Origin of the sequence: Actinoplanes flavus (assembly GCF_017592555.1) — a bacterium.
Lineage (GTDB): Bacteria > Actinomycetota > Actinomycetes > Mycobacteriales > Micromonosporaceae > Actinoplanes > Actinoplanes flavus.
This window is the reverse complement of the sequence record NZ_JAGFNS010000019.1, coordinates 16,966-35,821: the sequence shown is the minus strand read 5'-3', so window position 1 is coordinate 35,821 and position 18,856 is coordinate 16,966. Positions and strand designations below refer to the sequence as shown.

10 protein-coding genes and 2 pseudogenes are annotated in these 18,856 nt (G+C 70.1%); 6 read left to right on the top strand and 6 right to left on the bottom strand.

Going from position 1 to position 18,856, the window contains the following annotated elements; all coding sequences use genetic code 11:
• Positions 1-115: 115 nt before the first annotated feature.
• Positions 116-2,668, top strand: coding sequence for an MGH1-like glycoside hydrolase domain-containing protein (locus J5X75_RS26855; protein WP_208470284.1), 2,553 nt, complete (start codon positions 116-118; stop codon positions 2,666-2,668).
• Between the two features lie 2 nt (positions 2,669-2,670).
• On the opposite strand, the gene J5X75_RS26850 is transcribed toward J5X75_RS26855, so the two are convergent.
• Complete coding sequence (locus J5X75_RS26850) at positions 2,671-5,463, bottom strand: ATP-binding protein (protein WP_208470283.1); 2,793 nt, start codon at positions 5,461-5,463, stop codon at positions 2,671-2,673.
• 201 nt (positions 5,464-5,664) lie between these two features.
• On the opposite strand from J5X75_RS26850, the gene J5X75_RS26845 reads away from it, so the two are divergent.
• Positions 5,665-6,288 (top strand): hypothetical protein, encoded by a 624-nt coding sequence (locus J5X75_RS26845; protein ID WP_208470282.1) that lies wholly within the window; start codon positions 5,665-5,667, stop codon positions 6,286-6,288.
• A gap of 54 nt (positions 6,289-6,342) precedes the next feature.
• The gene (locus J5X75_RS26840; RefSeq protein ID WP_208470281.1) at positions 6,343-7,674 is read left to right on the top strand and encodes a serine/threonine-protein kinase; all 1,332 of its coding nucleotides are present in this window, start codon (positions 6,343-6,345) and stop codon (positions 7,672-7,674) included.
• Here the strand turns inward: J5X75_RS26840 and J5X75_RS26835 are convergent.
• From J5X75_RS26835 to J5X75_RS26825, 3 genes are all read right to left on the bottom strand, one after another.
• A complete protein-coding gene (locus tag J5X75_RS26835) occupies positions 7,671-8,201 on the bottom strand; it encodes a hypothetical protein (RefSeq protein ID WP_208470280.1) in 531 nt (176 codons plus the stop codon). The two genes, J5X75_RS26840 and J5X75_RS26835, sit on opposite strands and share 4 nt — an antisense overlap.
• Positions 8,186-8,752, bottom strand: a complete 567-nt coding sequence (locus J5X75_RS26830) for an RNA polymerase sigma factor (RefSeq protein WP_307798274.1) — start codon at positions 8,750-8,752, stop codon at positions 8,186-8,188. Before J5X75_RS26830 ends, J5X75_RS26835 begins: the two co-directional genes overlap by 16 nt.
• A gap of 92 nt (positions 8,753-8,844) precedes the next feature.
• The gene (locus J5X75_RS26825; RefSeq protein WP_208470279.1) at positions 8,845-10,854 is read right to left on the bottom strand and encodes a M6 family metalloprotease domain-containing protein; all 2,010 of its coding nucleotides are present in this window, start codon (positions 10,852-10,854) and stop codon (positions 8,845-8,847) included.
• A 106-nt stretch (positions 10,855-10,960) separates the two neighbouring features.
• Here J5X75_RS26825 and J5X75_RS26820 point away from each other — a divergent pair, with 106 nt between their 5' ends.
• On the top strand, positions 10,961-12,739 hold the full coding sequence (locus tag J5X75_RS26820; protein WP_208470278.1) for a CocE/NonD family hydrolase: 1,779 nt from the start codon (positions 10,961-10,963) through the stop codon (positions 12,737-12,739).
• A 450-nt stretch (positions 12,740-13,189) separates the two neighbouring features.
• Here J5X75_RS26820 and J5X75_RS26815 read toward each other — a convergent pair whose 3' ends face one another.
• Complete coding sequence (locus J5X75_RS26815) at positions 13,190-14,338, bottom strand: cellulose binding domain-containing protein (protein ID WP_208470277.1); 1,149 nt, start codon at positions 14,336-14,338, stop codon at positions 13,190-13,192.
• Positions 14,338-15,717 (bottom strand): annotated as a pseudogene (locus J5X75_RS26810) (non-reducing end alpha-L-arabinofuranosidase family hydrolase). Before J5X75_RS26810 ends, J5X75_RS26815 begins: the two are co-directional and overlap by 1 nt.
• 394 nt (positions 15,718-16,111) lie before the next feature.
• On the opposite strand from J5X75_RS26810, the pseudogene J5X75_RS26805 reads away from it, so the two are divergent.
• A pseudogene (locus J5X75_RS26805) lies at positions 16,112-16,435 on the top strand (non-reducing end alpha-L-arabinofuranosidase family hydrolase); the annotation flags it as partial.
• 22 nt (positions 16,436-16,457) lie between these two features.
• Complete coding sequence (locus tag J5X75_RS26800; RefSeq protein WP_208470276.1) at positions 16,458-17,804, top strand: glycoside hydrolase family 10 protein; 1,347 nt, start codon at positions 16,458-16,460, stop codon at positions 17,802-17,804.
• The last annotated feature ends 1,052 nt before the right edge of the window (positions 17,805-18,856 follow it).

Here is an 18,856-nt window from a genome sequence, read left to right as displayed (position 1 = left end):
CGCCGGAGTGCGAACATTTCTCGTCACGTTCGCTCATGGATTGACACTGGGGATATCGAACAGGTTGGATTCTTTATCGATCCCGTGTGCTTCGGTCCTCGAGGAGTCCCCGCCGATGTCCGTACGTGCCCTCCCTCCGCTGCGGCGGCTGCTCGCCGCCGCCGCGACGCTCGTGGTGACCACCGCCGGCCTCGTCGCCGTCACCGGTCCGGCGGCGGCTGTCGACCCGCCCGAACCGCTGCCCGCGGTCGGCGCCGGCACGACGTTCCTGGACGGGAACGCCTTCGTCGGTGGTTTCGACGATCCCGCCTGGTACCGGGCGAACATCCCGTTCCTGGAGGTGCCCGACCGCCAGATCCAGGACGTCTACTACTACCGGTGGAAGACGTGGAAGGAACACCTGGTCTACACCGGGCCGCAGTTCGGCTGGATCTCCAGCGAGTTCCTCGATCCGGTGTCCTACGGCGCCCCGTACGGGGGGATCTCCGCCGCCGCCGGGCATCACATCAACGAGGGCCGCTGGGTTCGTAGCGACCGGTACCTCGACGACTACATCAACTATTGGCTGACCGGCCCCGGCGCGGGCCCCAAACCGGCCGTCGAGGCGGTCAACCCGAACACCACCGACTGGGGCCACGAGTACAGCTTCTGGGCCGCCAGCGCGGTGTGGAACCGGTACCTGATCAACGGCGACCGGGCGTTCGTCACCGCCCAGCAGGCGGCCCTGCAACGGTTCTACGACCGGTGGAACGTGCAGTACAACGCCGCCCTCGGGCTGTACTGGCAGGTCCCGGTCTGGGACGCCAGCGAACTGTCCGCGGCGTCCTACCAGTCACCCGACCCCTACCACGGCGGCGCCGGCTACCGGCCCAGCATCAACGCCTACCAGTACGGTGACGCGCGCGCCATCGCCGCCATCGCCGCCCTCAACGGCGACACCGCGACCGCCGGCACCTACCAGGCGCGAGCCGCCGCGCTGAAGACGGCGATGGACAACCGGCTGTGGGATCCGCAGCGCGACTTCTACTACCACGTGATGCGCGACCAGAACCCCGGCCTCAGCAGACTGGACACCCGCGAGCACATCGGCTTCGTACCCTGGATGTTCGGCATGCCGGACGCCAACCGCTCGGTGGCCTGGGCGCAGGTGACCGACCCGCAGGGCTTCTACTCCGCCTACGGCCCGACCACAGCGGAACGGCGCAGCCCGCAGTTCATGCGTGACGCGCTCAGCGGCTGCTGCCGCTGGAACGGCCCGTCCTGGCCGTACGCCACCGCGCAGGTCCTGTCCGGCCTGGCCAACCTGCTCCAGGACTATCCGGCCCAGCCCTACGCCGACAGCGCCGACTACGTCGACCTGCTGCACAGGTACGCCCTCACCCAGTACCGCGACGGTGTGCCCTACGTGGCCGAGGCCCACCACCCGGACGAGAACCGGTGGATCTACGACGGGCGGGGGCACAGCGAGGACTACAACCATTCGACGTACGTCGACAACGTCATCTCCGGACTGATCGGCGTGGACGGGCGCGCCGACAACGCGGTCACCATCAAGCCGCTGGCCCCGGCGAGCTGGGACTACTTCCTGCTGGAGAACGCGCCGTACCACGGTCACAACCTCACCGTGCTGTGGGACCGCACCGGGACCCGGTACGGCCGCGGCGCCGGGCTGCGGGTCTTCGTCGACGGCGCCCAGGTCGCCGCCCAGGCGGGCCTGAACCCGCTGACCGTCACCGTCGGCGACCCGGTCACCCCGCCCGCCGCCGAGGGCCGGGTCAACATCGCCGCCAACGGCCAGCGGCACGGCAACGGCGCGCCACAACCGTTCGCCTCGTACACCTTCCAGGTCGACAACGCCTGGCGGATCATCGACGGCAACATCTTCGAACACACCGTGCCGCAGAACACCCGCTGGACCTCGTACAGCTCGCCGAACGCCACCGACCACGCCGGGGTGGACTTCGGCCGGCCGGTCACCGTCGACGACGTACGGCTGTACTTCTACGACGACGGCGGAGGGGTGCGGGTGCCGGCGAGCTATGACCTGCAGTACTTCACCGGCGCCGAGTGGCGCACCGTACCGGGACAGAACCGCAGCCCCGGCGGGGCGTTGCCGGCGGCGAACGGGCTCACCCGGATCACCTTCCCGGCCGTCGCCGCGACCCGGCTGCGGGTCGTCGCGCCCAATCGCGGGGGCGGTGTCGGCTGGGGCATCAGCGAGTTCCAGGTGTGGAGCCGGCCCACCTTCAAGATCTTCAATCGGCACAGCGGCAAACTCCTCGCCGTCCACAACGCCTCGACGGCCAACAGCGCACCGGTCCAGCAGTACAGCGACACCGGCACCATGGACCACCGCTGGGAACTCGTCGACAACGGCGACGGCTACTTCCGGATCAGGAACCTGAACAGCGGCAAGGTGCTCGGCGTCGCCGGCATGTCCACGGCCGACAGCGCCCAGGTCGTGCAGTACGACGACAACGGCACCGCCGACCACCTGTGGCTGCCGGTGGACGCCGGCGACGGGAACTACAGACTGGTCAACCGGCACAGCGGCAAACTGCTGGCGGTCGACCGGATGTCCACCGCCGACAGTGCCGATGTCCAGCAGTTCCGCGACAACGGCACCCACGATCAGCAGTGGCAGCTACGCCCGAGCGTCGGACGGTGACCTCAGTGGGGCAGGGTCACCGTGAAGGTGGTGCCGCCGGTGGGCGCCGGCTGGGCGGTGATCGTGCCGTCGTGCGCGTCGACGATGGCCTTGGTGACGGCGAGGCCGAGGCCGGTGCCCTTGATCTTGCGATCGGTCGCGGTGGTGGCGCGGAAGAAGCGGGTGAAGAGCTTCGGATACTGCTCGGCGGGGATGCCGATGCCGGTGTCGGTGATGTCGATGGTGACGGTGGTGTCGTCGGCGTGCGCGGTCACCGTGGCGGTGCCGCCGCCGGGCGTGTACTTGATGGCGTTGGAGAGCAGGTTGTCGACGACCTGCCGGAGCCGGGGACCGTCGCCGGGCACCAGCGGTAGAGGACCGATGTCGGCGGTGAGGGTGACCGACCGGGTTTCGGCGTTCGGCTGGTGATCGTGTACGGCCTGGCGCAGCAGCTGGTCCAGGCGCAGTGGCTTGCGGTCGATGGTGGTTCGCCCGCTGTCGAAGCGGGCCAGGTCCAGCAGGTCCTCGACGAGGTGGTTGAGGTGGTCGCTGGTCCGTGCGATGACGGCGAGCTCGGGTTGGTCGGCCAGGCCGGGTTCCTCGCGCAGCGCTTCGGTGTGGGCGACGATGATGGCGATGGGGTTGCGCAGCTCGTGGCTGACGACGGCGACCAGTTCGTCCTTCATCCGGTCGAGTTCCTGGAGGCGGCGTACCTGCTGCTGTTCCTGGGTGAGCAGCCGTTCCCGCTGGTCGGCGAGTTCCCGGCGTTCGGTGACGTTCGTGCTGGTGCCGTCGACGTAGAGGCGGCCGTTCTCGCGGCGCGGGACGGCGCGGAACCACACCCAGCGGGTGACGCCGTCGAAACCGGCTATCCGGCATTCGCATTCGGCCGGCTCGCCCGTCGACCCCTGCTCGTAGAACAGCTCGAAGATCTCACGGTCGTCCGGATGCACGAGCGCCCGGATGGTGGTCGCCATGTCCGCGTCGGTGGGCAGGGTGCCGCCGTAGACGCCCTTGCCGCCGACGCTGGAGTATCGTGAGCGGACCTCGCCGGACGAGGTGATCTCGACGGTCCAGAAGGAGTCGTTGACCTGCTCGACGACCCGGTTGAAGTCGCTGCGGGCGGCGGCCAGCGCGAGGGTGAGGTCCTCGGCGCGGCGCCGTTCCACGAAACGGCCGATCTGTCCGGCGACGTCGTGCAGCATGGCGAGGATCTCGTCGTCGCGGTCGACCTCGGCGTCGATGAAGAACACGAGCGCACCGGCCACCCCGTGACCACAGTGCACCGGCACACCGATTCCCGTCCGCAGCCCGGCCCGGTGCCCGGCCCGCACCCGGCCCCGGTGTGGGAAGGCGAGGTCGCGGATCAGGTCGGTGCTCCAGATCTCGATGCCGCGTTCCCAGACCGAACCACCCAAGGCATGGCCGCAGGTGAGGGCCTCGGTGCCTTCGTTGCGGAATTCCGTCAGGTCGGTGCCGGGCCGGCTCCAGCAACTGCGCCGGACGAGCAGGTTCCGACTCTCGTCGATCTCCCAGTACTCGGCGCAGGCCCACCGCAGTTCCGCGGCGACGGCCTCGGCGGCCGCGGACGCCGCCTCCTGCGCCGAGGTGGCCTCGGAAAGCGCGCTCGCGACGGCGTACCGGCAACGGCGCAGCAGGTCGGCGCGACGCGTCTCGGTGATCTCGTGCAACGCCACCACGGCGCCGAGGCACCGCCCGTCCGCGGTCTCGACCGGCCGGGAGTTGCTGAGGAAGTGGCGCGGCGGCCGGCCCGGGACGACGATCGCCACCTCCTGGCGCCGCACGATCTCACCCCGGAAGGCGCGGGCCAGACCGGCATCCTCCGGCCGCATCGGGGTGTGCCCGTCCGGTTCGAACAGATGGTAGGTCCGCGACCACGACTCCGGCCTGATCGGCCGCATGTCCTGACCGTGGATCTCCCGCATGGCCGAGTTGAACTGGGTCAGGACGCCTTCGCTGTCGCAGGCCGCCACCCCGACGTCCAGGCTGTTCAGCATCGCCTGCAGGAAAGCCCGTTCGTTCTCCAGTTCGGCCCGCGCCACGGTCCGTTCGGTGATGTCGTGCATGAACATGCTGAACACCGGCGGGCCGTGCTCGTCGTCCATGTACAGGGATGTCTCGACCGGGATCTCCCGGCCCTGCCGGTCCAGCAACGCCAGTTCCAGCCAATGCCCGGCAAGATCGGAGGTTCCGGTACGCCGGGCCTCGGCCAGCCTCCGCTCGTGCTTGACCCGGAATCTCGGCGGCACGAGCAGATCGGTGGTGCGCTTGCCCAGGGCTTCGGCGGCGGACCAGCCGAACAGGTGCTCGGAGGACCTGTTCCACCCGACGATCCGCCCGGCGGCATCCATCGACAGGTAGGCCTCGATCGCGCCGTCCAGCATCCTCCGCAGCCGTGCCTCGGACTGCCGTGCGGCGTCGTACGAGCTGCGCAGCGCGATCTCCGACTCGGCGGTCTCAGCCAGATCGAGCAGGTTCTGCAGCTCGTCGTCGGTCCACTGCCTCGGCACGATGTCGGCCACGAAGAACACGCCGGGTGACGCCCCGTCCGGCCCCCGGAGCGGATATCCGGCGTAGGCGACGGTCTCGTGCTCCCGGACCGCCGGGTCACGGCTCAGCCGCGGGTCGGCGTCGCAGCGGGCGACGATCAGCGGGTTGCCCTCGCTGACCACGTACCGGTTGCACGGATGCGACTCGTGCGGATCCGTGCCGGGCCGGGACATCCCCGCGACCGGAGCACGCAACTGCCGCGTGGCCATCCGGACCAGCCGGTCCAACGCCGGTGCCGGTTCCACCTCCTGGGCGCGCACCCTCACCTATAGGGGATCGGCGGGATCGCGCTCTTGCTGAGGGCATGCGACGCCATCCGAAACATCGGACGATTCTCCGGGTGAACGAAAGCGGATCGCGGTGGGACAGACAGGAGGACAGCCCTACGAAAAGGAGTGAACGCCGTCATGCGCATCTCGTCATCTCGCCACCGGTTCGGTACGGCCGTGTTGCTCGCACTCACCCTACTGGCGGCCGGTCTCTCGGGCGCCGCACCGGCGGCCGCCGGGCCGCCGTCCACCGCGACCCGCGCCGCCACCTGCCAGGGCGCGGTGGTCCACTCCGTCGACGCCGCACAGCCCGGCACGCTGCCGTCCCTGTGCATCGCGGTCGGCGGGGTCGTACGCGTCGTCAACACCGGACCCGGGTCGCTGCTCGCGGAGCCCGCCACCATGACCGACTGCTTCTACGCGGCGGGCACCTACCAGTGCCGCCTCATCCGCACCGGCACCGTACGCCTCTCGCTGGCCCCGGGCGCCCGGGAGCTGCTCGTCCGGGTGCCCGCGGCGGTACCCGGACAGCCGTCGACGGCCTGCTCGCCGGCGGGCAGCGTGGTCGATCTCGACACCAACGACGAGCTGCGCTGGTGGTCGCCGTGCCTGCGGGCCGGCGCGACGCTGCGGGTGGTCAACCTCGGGCCCGGCCTGCTGTCGGCCACCCCCGCCGGCGCCGTGAACTGCCACTACGAGGCCGGCATCCACGCCTGCCAGTTCCGCCGGCCGGCCAGCGTCGTCCTCACCGCCACCGTGGACGCGACGACACGCTCCGTGACGGCGGTCGCGGTCCGGTAGCCGTATACCGATCGGCGTCTATGGTCGAGCCGTGACGGGTGAGATTGTGCCATCATGACCGGCCTGCGGCAGATCGGCGGCTACCGCATCGAACGGTTGCTCGGCGCCGGGTCGTTCGCCACCGTGTGGCTCGGCCACGACCCGGCGCTGGACGCCCACGTGGCGATCAAGGTGCTGGCCGACAACTGGGCCCATGACCTGCGGGTCCGGGAACGCTTCCAGCAGGAGGCCCGGCTGCTGTGGCGGCTCGCCGACGACCGGGTGGTACGGGTGTACGCCGTCGGCGAACTCCCGGACGGGCGCCCGTACTCGGTCATGGAATTCGCCGAGGGCGGCAGCCTGCGTGACCGGCTCGACCAGGGTGACCTGCCGCCCACCGTGGCCCTGCGGATCCTGCGGGAGATCGCCGCGGGCGTCGCGGTGCTGCACCGGCACCGGATCGTGCACCGCGATCTCACACCCGGCAACATCCTGTTCCAGACCGCGCCACCCGGGCCGGATCGGGTCCTGATCGCCGACCTCGGCCTGGCGAAGGCGCTCGCCGCCGCGTCGGGACTGACCGCGCGCGCCGGCACCCCCGGCTACATGGCGCCGGAACAGGACGACCCCCTGGCCGCGGTCGGCACCAGTGCCGACGTCTACGGGCTGGGACGACTCGGCGCCCGGCTGCTGAGCGCACCGCGGAGCGGCGGGCGGCCACGGCTGCGCCCGGGCGTACCCGCCGGGGTCGCCACGCTCCTGCACCGGGCGACGGCGCGTGACCCGCGGGACCGGCCTCCGGACGCCGCCGCGTTCGCCGCGGCGCTCGACCGGGCCGTCGGCAACGGCTCCGGTGGCGCGTTCACACGGTTCGGGCGCGCGACGGCCGTCATCGGGGCCGTCGTCGTCCTGGCCGGCGTCCCGTCCGACGCCGCCCTCCCCGAGGGCGCACACACGGCCCGTGACGGTACGGGGCGGCTGACGGTCGTGCTGCCCGCCGGATGGCGCGCCGCCGGATCCGGCTGGGCCGGCCGCCCCGACGGGGACGGCCGGCTGGAACCCGCGCTGGTGATCTCCCCGGATCCGGGCCGCTGGCGTACCGACCCGGGCGTGCCCGGCGCGTTCGTCGGGCTGTCCCGCAGCGCCGGGAAACGCACGACGGCGGCCGGTTTCGTCGCGGAGCACCCCCACGCACGCTGCGCCGCGGCGCCGGTCCGGCACACCCGCCGGCCCGGTGCCGAGTGGGTGGTGGCGCGCTTCACGTGCGGCGGCCCCAAGCCGGTGATCATCGAGGCGGCCCGGCCGGACGCCCGCACGGCGGCCCTGCTGTACGTGCAGCTCGCCCCGGTACCGGAAACGAGCGACCAGGAGGTCGACGCGCTGCTCGCCGGCGTCGGCACCGGCTAGCGCACCACCACCGTGATGTCGTAGGTCCGGCCGCCCTGGGGGATCCTCACGACGACGGTGCCCGGACGCACGAAACGCACCTCGACGACGCCGGCCTCGTAATGCTGCGCGACCAGCTCCGGCGCGTCGGTGGTGACCTCGCCCGGCCCGATGTTCTCGATACGCAGCACCGCACCGGCCGCCAGGCACATCGCGGGAACCAGAGCCAGCTCGTCCGCGGCCACGTCGATGGTGCGGACGACCGCGCCGGCACAGGCCGGCGACGCGGGCGGCCGGGTGGACGTCCGGCTCGGGCTCGGGCTCGGCGTGACGACCGGCGGGCGGCGCGACGTCGGCGACGTGGCCGCCGGCGACGGCCGGGACGGCGGCACGCTCGGGGCACTGCTCGCCGGCTCGGCGGCCGCCGATCGTACCGGCGCCGTTGCGGTGGCGGCCTCCGTCGGAAGTGGCGAGACCGGCGACTCGGCTCCGCATCCCGCCACGGCCAGCGACGCGGCGAGCACACCGGCCGTCAGCCGGCCGCGCATCCGGGCTCCCCGGGCGGCGCCAGCCGCACCCGCAGCTGTGCACGCCCATGGTGGATGCGGGATCGCACGGTGCCCTCCGGCACCGCGACCAGCGCGGCGATGTCGGCGTAGCTGAGGTCGAGCAGATCCCGCAGGACGACCGCCTCGGCGAGATCGGGCCGTAGCCGCTCCAGCGCGTCGAGCAGATCCAGGCGGGTCCCCGCCACCACGCTGGTCCGGCGAGGGTCGGGACGCTCGGGCAGCGGCACCCCGCCCGATTCGGCCAGGAAACGGCCACGCAGCCTCTGGTACGTCGACCGGGCCCGGTTGGCGGTCAGACGATAGAGCCAGGTACGGAACGACGAGCGGCCCTCGAAGCCGCCGATCGACCTGGTGAGCGCGAACAGCGCGTCCTGGCAGGCGTCCTCGGCGTCTTCACGGTTCGGCAGGAACCGCGCACATATCCGGAGCATGTCCGGTCGTACCACGCTCAGCAGGGCATGCAGAGCGGTGGCGTCACCGGCGGCGGCCGCCTGTGCCAGCTCTTCGACCTCGGCGACTCGGCTGTCCACCACCTCAGCCTAGACACGCCCCACCACCACGAGATCCACTGCGGACACCGCCGCCGGATGCACGCCGCCGTCCCGCCTCGGTGAACAGGACGTCACCGTCGCACGGTGCAGGAGGCCACGGCGGTCGCGCTCGGGTCGCTCTCCGACCTGGCCTCGACCGCCACCGCCGGCACACCCTTGACGTAGACCTCGACCGAGGCGGACTGACGGCCCGCCACCCCGACGACTGCCCGGGGCAGCACCGCCCCCGGCGCCGAGATGCGGAAGACGTCGGCGTCCCGGCTGGTGTTGCGGATCGGAATCGTGCACCGGGCCCAGCCGGACGGCCCGGGGCGAGCGGTGGCCGAGGAGGCCCGCACCCCGCGGGTGGACGGTCCGGCGCCGTCGAGTGAGCGCACCGCGACCTCGTACGAGAGCACGCCGTGCCGGTCCCGCTGCCGGTCGAGCACGTAGAAGTGCAGCCGGTTGGCCGTGTCCGTGTACTCGAACAGGCTGCCCGAGCCGGTGCCGGCGTGGAACAGCGCGTCGGAGAGCTGCCGGTAGTCGCCGATGGTCATCTTCTGCGGCGTGCCGTCCGGCAGCACGAAGTCGACCTTGTCGATGTCCTGCGGGTTGGCGTCGATGGTCCAGATGAACGGCGCGGCGTCGGCGTTCTTCGTCTTGGCCAGCAGCACGCCGGAGTCCGGGGTGAACGAGTCGAAGCCCATCCGGTCGACCACTTCGAGCGTGTAGTTGTGGTACCCGCCGCCGTCGCAGTACGGATCCGTCGCGGCGTTGCAGGAGGGGCTGCGATCGCCGCCGTCCAGGGTCACGTTGATGCCGGCCAGCCGGCGCCCGCCGGGGTCGACCGCGCGCGCCGTCACCCGCGTCACCACGAGGCCGGACTGGGCGAGCGCGTCGCGGGACAGCTTCAGCACCGCGGCGTCGTCGACGATGCCGAGCTTCATCTTGTTGCGCAGCATGTGCTGTGCGCCCATCGAGGAGCCCGCGGTTCCCGGGATCAGCCACCGGCTGTGCGGTCCGCCGGGGCCGTTGAACGTGCCGCGGCTGAGCATCTCCCACGGCCCGCTGTAATCGCGGCGCGCCGGTACGGAGTAGGGGTTGTTGTAGTTGTCGCCGATGCCGAGGATGTGGCTGAACTCGTGCGCGTACGTCGACATGCCCGAGCTCTCCGCCTGCAGGGAGCTGCCCTGGGTGGCGTTCGGCCAGATGTTCGCGGAGGCCTGCCAGGACGTCCACTCGACGTAGCGGGTCGCGTTCCAGTTCGGCAGTGACTCGTCCGGCGGGCCGAACTCCTCGCTGACGTCCTCCTTGGTGGTGAACTTCATCGGGCCGAACTCCTGCCAGGTGGCCGACTCGTCCTGGCCCGCCGAGAGGAAGAACACGAAATCGTACGAGGCCGCCTCCTGCTCGCCGACCGCGGCGATCCAGGCGGCGCGCGCGTCGGCCCGCAGGTCACGCCCGCACACGTCGTCGCCCGGACAGCCCAGGCCACGCTGCATGGAGTTCTCGATGCCGTACTCGTGACTGGCGTGCGGCATCTGGTAGACCCCGAACGCGCTCAGGTCGATGCCGAAGCGCCCGTTCGAGTCCTCCATCCAGTACTCGTGGATGGTGTGCCCGCGGTTGAGCGCCCCCGGTTTGTTCAGGAAGTCCCGATAGAACGCCGGCACCGCGGAACGGTCCAGATTCTGTACGCCGGACGGGTTCCCGTAGATCGTCGAGTTCGCCGGCTGAGTGACCACGAACGGCTGGTTCGGGTAGTCGAGGAGCACCAGGGCCCCGTTGAAGGTGCGTTCCGAGCCGCGCACCGCCGGATTCGCCCAGTCGGTGCCCGGCACGGCCCGGTAGTCGTCCCAGGTCATCGTGTCCGGCAGCTCGTACCGCTGGGGGTCGATCGGCTGGGGCGCGCCGGCCGGGCCGCCCAGAGTGACCGCCTCGTCGACCTGCCACGGCTGTGTCTGCGGCCAGTGGCGCATGCGCCACGGCGTGTCCGGATCCACGGGCGGGGGCGTGGCCACGGCCGGTGCGGCGTTGACGGCGCCGGCCACCACCAGCGCCGCCACGGACATCGCCGAGAACAACCGTCGCCCCGTCGTCATGGCGTCATCCTGGCAAATTTATAGACACCACTCAATGGGTTGATTCGGCACTCCGACGCGCTAGCGTCAGGACCGGCACAGATGATGTTCGATGTTTGGAGGTCGGATGAGTTTACGCGGACGGGCAATGGCCGCCGCCGGCGCGCTGATCACGGTAGCCACTCTCGCGATAGCCGGCCCGGCGACCGCCGCCGCTGCCTCGCCACCGGGCGTCACCCACCAGGAGAACCCCCGCGTGCCGGAGGGTGCGGTGTGGACCGAAGCCTACTTCCCATCAGCCGACAGCAGCGGCGTCGAGCTCCACGCCGACGTACTGCGCCCGGCGAACCTGCCGCCGCACGCCAGGACACCGGTGATTCTCGCCGTCAGCTCGTACTTCAGTCACGCCGGCCAGACCGGGCCGGAGGGGTGGACCCAGACCGGCCCGTCCAACCGGTTCGCCGACTTCACCAGCGGCACCGGCCTCTTCGCCCGCGGCTACACCTACGTCATGGTCGACCTGCGTGGCTTCGGCGGGAGCACCGGCTGCCTCGACTGGGCCGGCCCGGGTGAGCAGGCCGACGTGAAGGCGGCGATCCGGTGGGCGGCGACTCAACCGTGGTCGACCGGCAAAGTGGGGATGTACGGCAAGTCGTACGACGCCGTCACCGGGCTCATCGGCAACAATCTGCGCCTCCCGGCACTGAAAGCCGTCGTGGCCCAGGAACCGGTGTGGAACATGTACAACTACCTGTTCAGCAACGGGGTTCCCCGGCCCAACGTGACCGGCACCCCGAACGCCTACAACGGCATCGCCACGATGGCGCCGCTCCCCGACGACACCGACCGCTACCGGGCCAACGCTCAGTACGAGCAGAGCCACCCCGAGTGCCTCGCCGACAACCTCACGAACAACAACAATCCCGACCTGGACTCGTCCTACTGGCGCGCCCGCAACCTCGCCGCCCAGGCCAGGGGCACGAACACCCCGCTCTTCGTCACGCAGGGCTTCATCGAGAACAACACCAAGCCCGAGGACATGCAGGAATTCCTCGACAACCACCACGGCGTCGAGCGGGGCTGGGTGGGACAGTGGGAGCACGTCCGCGGCAACGAGACGAACAATCAGGGCCAGCTGCTCATGGGCCGCGCCGGATTCTTCGACGAGGTCATGCGCTTCTACGACCGCTACCTGAAGGGCATCCACCCGGCGGTGAACGACCCGGCCTACGCCGTCGAGGACAACACCGGCGCGTGGCGCGCCCAGCCGACCTGGCCGGCGCCGTCGTCATCGACCACGGCGCCGCTGTCCAACGGAACGTACGTCGACGACGGCATCGCCTCCACACTGGCCGCGCCCGGCGGTCAGGGGTGGGACATGGAGCACTACACGGATCCTGCTCCGCCCGCCGCCAAGGGCCTCGCGCCGGCGGCCGACACACACAGCTATTTCACCTGGTCCACGCCGGTCGAGTCCCGGCTGCGGATCACCGCGACCCCACAGATCACCCTGCATGCGAGCGCTTCGGGAAACGTCATGGTACGGCTGTGGGACGTCGCCCCGGACGGGACCGCGGTGATGTTCGACGAGAACGTGGCGCTGATCGAACGAGCGGGCCGGGTGGCGTTCGACCTGAAGTCCACCGACTGGACTCTCGAGACGGGCCACCAGCTGGGTGTGCAGATCGGGACGATCGGTAGCGGAAACTGGCGCGACACCCCGAGCGGCAACACGATCGAGATCACCCGCGCACGGCTGCATCTCGCGTTGCAGAACCCGCGCTTCGACGTGCCGACCCAGGGCGACCGGTCACCGTTCCTCGACACCTACCTGCGGCAATACACCCGTACGCTCACCGACGTCGGCGAGGGAACCTTCCCGCTCGCCCCGCGCCACCGGTCCTGACGAGCCGCCCCGGGGGGGGGGGGGGCCCCCCCCCCCCCCCCCCCCCCCCCCGGGCCGCCCCCCCCCCCCCCCGGGGGGGGGGCCCGGCCCCCCGGGCCCCCCCACACCAGCCGGCAAAAGCTCCCGACCTGGTAGTCGACCCCTGCTCAGCCTGGTCGACGAAGGGCGACCCGACGGGCATCACCGGCCTGGCCTACCGCGACGCCACCGGCAACCTGATCAGGACCGGCAAGGCGAAGCAGTGCGATCTCAACAACTTCCCGGGCTTCGCCCTCAGGTGGGACAGGTTCAACGCCCTGGAGATCACCCGGGGCTGCATCTATGCGTGTCGGAACAAGCACTGACTACTACCTGGTTGAGGACCAATCTGGCGCTCTCTATCGCAATGGCTCACGACGTTGGTCGAGGTGCGGTCGGGGGTGCCGGAACGGGCGCCCCCGACCATCAGCCTCAGCTCGCGGTGCACGTGACCGTGGCGCCGCCGCCGGTTCCGGTGCCCTGGAAACCGAAGGTGGTGCTCTGGCCGGGTGACAGCCGGCCGTTGTAGCTGGCGTTCGTGACGGTGCCGGTGCCGGTGGCGACGGCGTTCCACAGCGAACTGATCGACGCCCCGCCCGGCAGGCCCAGGGCGACCCGCCAGCCGTTCACCGCGGCGGTCCCGGCGGTCACGGTCACCGAGGCGACGAAGCCGCCGTTCCACTGGTCCTGCACCGAGTACGTCGCGGAGCAGGCCGACGGCGGCGGGGTCGTCGGTGTGCCGCCGTCGAGGGTCAGGTTCTTCTGCCGAACCTGCCATTGTGTGCCGCACAGGCCACAGTTCGAGCCGACGAAACTGCCGCCCGCGGTGGTGTCGCCCTTGAGCCGCCATTTGAGGTAGAGGACCGCCACCCGGGCGAACTCGCCGCCGTTGACCTGGTCGTAGGTCCCGCCGTGGCCGACGTTCAGGTTGCCCATGAAGGCGGGTAACCCGGCCGGGAGTTTGGTCCAATCGTCCATCGCATTCGGGTACGCGATGTCGCCGGGCCCGCCGATGAAGTACGCGATCGGCTTGGTCAGCCTCCGGAGCTGGTAGTCGTCGGCGTCGTTGAGCAGGCCGCTGCTGAAGATGGTGGTCGTGGTGACTCGCGGGTCGCCGGAGACGGCGTACGCCTCCAGCCCGCCGCAGGAGAAGCCGCCGGCGGCGATCCGGGTCGTGTCGAGCCTGTCGTAGTACTTGCCGTCCGGCCGGGAGTTCTCCGCGACGGCCCAGTCGACGGACTGGGTGAGCTGCTGGGCCGTCGTGGAGCCAGAGCCGTTCGGGGCGCCGTTGGCGATTGCCAGGAAGCCGTGCGAGGCGATCTCGCGTAGGAAGTTCTGCTGCGACAGGCCGTTGCCCGAGCAGCCGCCGTTGCCCCAGACGAAGACGGGCAGCCGCTCAGCCGGCAGGTTCTGCGGGCGGTAGATGGTGTGGTTGGGCAGGCCGGCCGAGGTCTCGTAGTCGGCCGGGTACGGGCCCGATCCACCGACGGCGGCCTGGGCCGGGGCACCCCCGAATGCCAGGACGGCGGCGGTGACCGCGACGACGGCCGTGATCAGGGAATTGCGGACGCGGCGAGCCATCAGCGTTGCCTGGTCAGCAGGGCCGGCCGCCAGGGCAGCTGGTCGTAGGGGACGTTCACGCTGGGGTTCTTGCCCTGGTAGAGCAGCTGCAGGTTGCACGGGTCGACGGTCTTGGTCTGGTCCGGATTGCTGCGGACCAGGTCGCCGTGGCTGATGTCGTTGGTCCAAGTGGCGCCGGCGTTGGCCTTGCCCGCGAACGGGTTGCTCTCGGTGGCGGCGTTCGAGGTCCACGTTCCGCCGAGGCTGGTGGCGGTGAACGAGCGGAAGTAGCGTCCCTGGCTGCCGATCGCCTCGACCAGCATCAGGTACTGGTTCTGGCCGGCGACCTTGTAGACCTCGACCCCCTCGAACAGGTTCTCCCGGGTGTCGCTCATGATCTGGGTGTACGAGGAGCCGAAGCTGCCCGGGAAGTTGCCGATCGGCATGCTCTGCCGGTAGATCCTGCCGTTGTCACCGGCGAAGAACAGGTACATGTTCTGGCCGTCACCGATCACCGTCTGATCGATCACGCCGTACGGGGCGTCGGCGATGGAGGCGGTCGAAAGGGTCTGCGGCGCGGACCAGCCGTTGGCGTTGGTGGGGTCGCTCGAGGTCTTGTAGCTGAACGAGGTCGGACCCCACTGGTACGCCAGGATCCAGACGTTCTTCGGCGCGAAGTAGAACAGGGTGGGCGCCACGGTGCCCTGGCTCATCGCGTTTTGCCCGGTCGATGCCATGTCGGACCAGTTCGTGAACGGGCTGAAGTTCATGGAGCCGTACCCGGAACTGGAGACGTTCTAGGCGTAGACCAGGTGCTTGCCGTTGTGGACGACGTTGGTGAAGTCCTTCAGCGACAGCCACCCCGACCTGGGTTCGGCCAGCGGGCCCGTCGACGACCAGCGGTAGGACGAGGGCAGCGTGCACGAGGTCGGCGGCGGGGGTGAGGACGACGGCGGGGTGGACGGTGGTGTCGAGGGCGTGGTGCCGCCGGTGCAGGGGACGCCGTTGAGGGCGAAGCTCGCCGGTGCGGGGTTGCTGCCGTTCCACGATCCGTTGAAGCCGAACGAGACGGTGCCGTTGGTCGCGACGGCGCCGTTGTAGCTCACGTTCTTCGCCGTCACGGCCGATCCGCTCTGCGTCAGGGTGGTGTTCCACGCCTGCGTGACCGTTTGCCCGGCACCGTATAACCAGGTCAGAGTCCAGCTGGACAGCGGATCACCCAGGTTGGTGACGGTCACGTCGGCATTGAACCCGCCCTGCCACTGCGACGACACGGTGTATTCCACCGCGCAGCCGGTCGCCGCGGCATCGGCCGGCATGGCCACGACGACCGCCGACGAGGTCAGCAGGGCGGCACCGGCCGACACCAGGCCGGCCCGGGCTCTTCTCGACATCATCATGGTTCTCTCCTGGCGGGGATGGCGGAGGATGCGTGCACATCGGGCAATGCGTTTTAACGTGAACAGTTGTTTTCGGCAGGTTACGGGAGCGCTCCCACGGCTTCAATGGGTTAGCGTGGAAGAAAAAGGGCGCCGAAAAGTGTTACGCGGCGGACTTCATCGAAGTCGGGAGTCGTCGGTCAGTTTGTCGGCGCTCCGCCGGGAGTGCCCCTGGGTCATGATCCAGAGCGCCGCATCCCTGTTCCGTGACCGGCGATGAACGGCGTAACAGATTCCTGGGATTTGATATCGGCGCTTGATAAATGTTATGCAGGCGGATTCCGTCCAGTCGGCGGCGTTGATTCCTTGAAACTGATGGGAGCGCTCCCGTAACCTGCGGTCAGCGGCTGCTCAATCCCCAAACGATAACCACCTGTTCGAAGCCGTCCAGGTGTACAAGGCGTCCGGCCAGAACCAGTACCTCATGATCGTCGAGGCCATCGGCGCCGACGGCCGCTACCTCCGGTCGTTCACCTCCGACAGCCTCGGCGGCGACGGGACACCGCAGGCCGACACCGAGAGCAACCCGTTCGCGGGCAAGGCCAACAGCGGCGCCACCTGGACCAACGACATCAGCCACGGCGAACTCATCCGCACCAGCGCCGACCAGACCATGACCATTGACCCCTGCAACCTGCAGCTGCCCTACCGTCCCGGCCTGCTCACCCTCCGCCGATAGACCCGGAAAGGTTCCGTCCGCCATGCGCATCCCCAGGAACGGGCGCTTCGCCCTGCTCTCCGGCGCCCTTGCCGCCGTCCTCGTCGCCGCCGGCATCGCCATCACCGGCTCCGCCGAGGCGGCCACCACCCTCGGCGCCTCCGCCGCACAGACCGGCCGCTACTTCGGCGTCGCCACCAGCGCGTTCCGGCTCTCCGACACGAACTACATGACGATCCTCAACCGCGAGTTCAACTCGATCGTCGCCGAGAACGACATGAAGTGGGACGCCACCGAACCGCAGCAGGGCCGCTTCAACTACACCAACGGCGATCGGCTGGTCAGCCACGCCCAGAGCCGGGGCATGACCGTACGCGGCCACACCCTGCTCTGGCACGCCCAGCAGCCCTCCTGGGCGCAGGGGCTGTCCGGCAGCGCCCTGCGCAACGCCGCGATCAACCACGTCACCCAGGTCGCCACCCACTTCCGCGGGAAGATTCACTCCTGGGACGTGGTGAACGAGGCGTTCGCCGACGGTGGCAGCGGCGGCCGCCGTGACTCCAACCTGCAGCGCACCGGCAACGACTGGATCGAGGCCGCCTTCCGCGCCGCACGGACCGCCGACCCGGGCGCCAAGCTCTGTTACAACGACTACAACACCGACGGCATCAACGCGAAGTCCACCGGCATCTACAACATGGTCCGTGACTTCAAGTCCCGCGGTGTGCCGATCGACTGCGTCGGACTGCAGTCCCACCTGGGCACCACGCTGGACTCCACCTACCAGCAGAACATCCAGCGGTTCGCCGACCTCGGCGTCGACGTCCAGATCACCGAACTCGACGTCCAGCAGGGCGGCAACCAGGCCAACATCTACGCCTCGGTCACTCGAGCCTGCATGGCCGTGGCCCGATGCACCGGCATCACCGTCTGGGGCCTGCGCGACCCTGAATCCTGGCGTACCGGCGCGAACCCGTTGCTGTTCGACGGCAACGGCAACAAGAAGGCCGCGTACACCGCCGTCCTCAACGCCCTGAACGCGGGCGGCCCGACGACACCCGGCTCACCCTCGCCCTCCGCCTCCTCGCAGCCGCCGGCTCCCGGTGGTTGCAGCGCCGGCGTGACGCTCAACTCGTGGAACGGCGGCTACACCGCCACCATCCGGGTGACCGCCGGATCCGGGGCGCTCAACGGCTGGACCGTCGGCGTCATCATCCCGTCTGGCGGTGCGGTGACCAGCGCCTGGAACGCCAAGAACACCGGCACCACCGGCCAGGTGACCTTCCGCAACGTCAGCTACAACGGCCAGGTCCCGGCCGGCGGCTACACCGAGTTCGGCTTCCAGGGAACCGGCACCGGGCCCACCGCCACCCCCTCCTGTACCGCCTGAGGAATCGAGACCGGCCGCCGCGCTTGCGGCGGCCGGTACCTCGTCGCCACCCTGATCCTTACCGCTCTGCCGACGAGCGCCTCGACAGCGCGGTTCGCTGTCGTCAATAGCTGGAGCGGCGGCTACGAGGGCCGGCACACCGTCATCAACGACAGCTGAAACGGCACGCTCGCCGCCGGTGCGCTGGCGACCTTCCGCGGTTCGGCTCGGATTCACAAGTCCGATCCGGCTGCGCAGTGGCTCCGCCCCGTTCAGGGCCATGACAAGGGTCTCGGCCTCGGCCAGGTCTTCGGCGGCGAGTTCACCGTTGCGAGCAGCGGTCCAGGAGTCGTCCATCTCGGCGGTGATGTCCGGGGCGAACGTCAGCTCAAGCTCGACCTGCACGGTGTCCGCGAGGTCCAGATCGAGGTCGTCGAGCTCGAGAGCCCGGGCTCGGGGCGGAACGGTTCTTCGGGGCCTGGCAAAATCGCGGCACAGGTGGTCCTGAGCTGGTCCTGGTGCTGCGTTACCGCGAGGTGACGTACGGGCTTTCACGCGCTCCTGGGTGCGCTCGGCCATCATGAGACCGCCGCCCGCTACGAGGTGCGTTTCGGGGAGGACGCCGAGAGCACGGCGAACCACATCCGGGAGGCCGTCGCCACCGGGGCGCGGGTCTACGTCCTGTGGCCGTGCTCCTCCCCGGACGCCGCCGCGGTCGCGGAGGAGTCGAAGCGGATCCGGGCGCTTGCCGACGCTCCGAGCGTCACTCATCTGGCCGGGGGAGTGCACGCCACGGCGGAGCCGGTGCAGACGCTTGACGCGGGCTGGGACATGGCGGCGATCGGCGAGGGCGAGTCGACCCTGCTGAACCTGGTGGGTCCCGGAACGGGATGTCGTGCCGCCCGGTGCTCGATCGGACGACACGAAGCTCGACCTGGTGAGGACCTCGAAACCACCGTTAAGGTCGCGCTTTGCGGTCTGAGCCTGGTCGGCTCACCGATCGACGCGATCGGGTCAGCGTCCCGGGCGTCCGACCGTCTGCCTGGCCGACGGTCAGACAGATGCTCGAGACA